Source organism: Bifidobacterium imperatoris (genome assembly GCF_002860405.1).
Lineage (GTDB): Bacteria > Actinomycetota > Actinomycetes > Actinomycetales > Bifidobacteriaceae > Bifidobacterium > Bifidobacterium imperatoris.
Genome location: NZ_NMWV01000053.1, coordinates 1 through 1,069 on the forward strand (window position 1 = coordinate 1; position 1,069 = coordinate 1,069).

At 53.4% G+C, this 1,069-nt stretch carries 1 protein-coding gene and 2 rRNA genes; all 3 read right to left on the reverse strand.

Going from position 1 to position 1,069, the window contains the following annotated elements; genetic code table 11:
* Positions 1-156 precede the first annotated feature (156 nt).
* Entirely contained in the window at positions 157-408 is a 252-nt protein-coding gene (locus Tam1G_RS11365; RefSeq protein WP_033891898.1) for a hypothetical protein, read from the reverse strand.
* 148 nt (positions 409-556) lie between these two features.
* Positions 557-673, reverse strand: a 5S ribosomal RNA gene (rrf, locus tag Tam1G_RS11370).
* Between the two features lie 176 nt (positions 674-849).
* A 23S ribosomal RNA gene (locus Tam1G_RS11375) occupies positions 850-1,069 on the reverse strand; the annotation flags it as partial.

Below are 1,069 nucleotides of genomic sequence, written 5' to 3' on the forward strand. Positions count from 1 at the left end.
CAGCCGCGTTCTAACGATTTCCCTAAGTAATCCGTTGCTGTTGTATTCGCCTTAAGCGTGGAAATCGACCAATCGGTGCAAACATTTATTGCGTATACGCTGACTGTTTCGTTTGGCAATATTGGTAAAACTGCTGCATATCAGAGGATAACGTAGTTAGCGGCGACGAGGCTTATAGCCACGTTTGCGGCTGTGAGGCTTTAATTCTTGGTTGAGTGGCACATGCTTGTAGCTAAGTTGTGGATCACGATGGGTTAAATGCCAGCAATTGCAATATTCACAGCGATACACCCAGAGTTCCGCCCCGCGCTCAATAAAACTTTGATCGGCGGCACGCTGCGCCTGTACCTTGTCGTGGTACATGATTTTGTTCGAGGTGGCGCAACGTTTGGGGGTGAAGTAATGCATAGCAATCTCTTAGTGTAAAGAACGCATTGACATATAGAAAGAACATTTGAACATTTGTGGTTCGTGCATTATACGGACGAACCACAAATGTCTAGATATAAGTTGAGGCCCGGGAGCGTGTGCTCTACCGTGCCTGTGTGACGTGTGTATGCGGCGGTGTGCTACTCTCCCACACCCTGTCGGGTGCAGTACCATCGCCGTGCCAGGCCTTAGCTTCCGGGTTCGGAATGGGACCGGGCGTCTCCCCTGGGCCATGACCGCCGCAAATCTTCTGTTATACGGTCCAAGACCATGTCTTGGCCGGCATGTGGTGGTTCGGGGACCGGATGGTGGACGCTTCCTGATGTTCGTTTTCCGATGTTCCGCGACGATGCAGTGTCTTTCTGTCGTCCGCGTGTCATTGTGCGCAGCACGGTCGCCAACAATCGAAGATGTTGGCATAGGGTTTCGCCTTTCCCCGTTAGTACCGGTCGGCTCCACCCCTCGCGGGGCTTCCACGTCCGGCCTATCGACCACGTGTTCTTCATGGGGGGTTCAAGGATCCGGGGATCCTATGGAATGCTTATCTTGGAGCAGGCTTCCCGCTTAGATGCTTTCAGCGGTTATCCCTTCCGAACGTGGCCAACCGGCCGTGCCGCTGGCGCGACAACCGGCATACCAG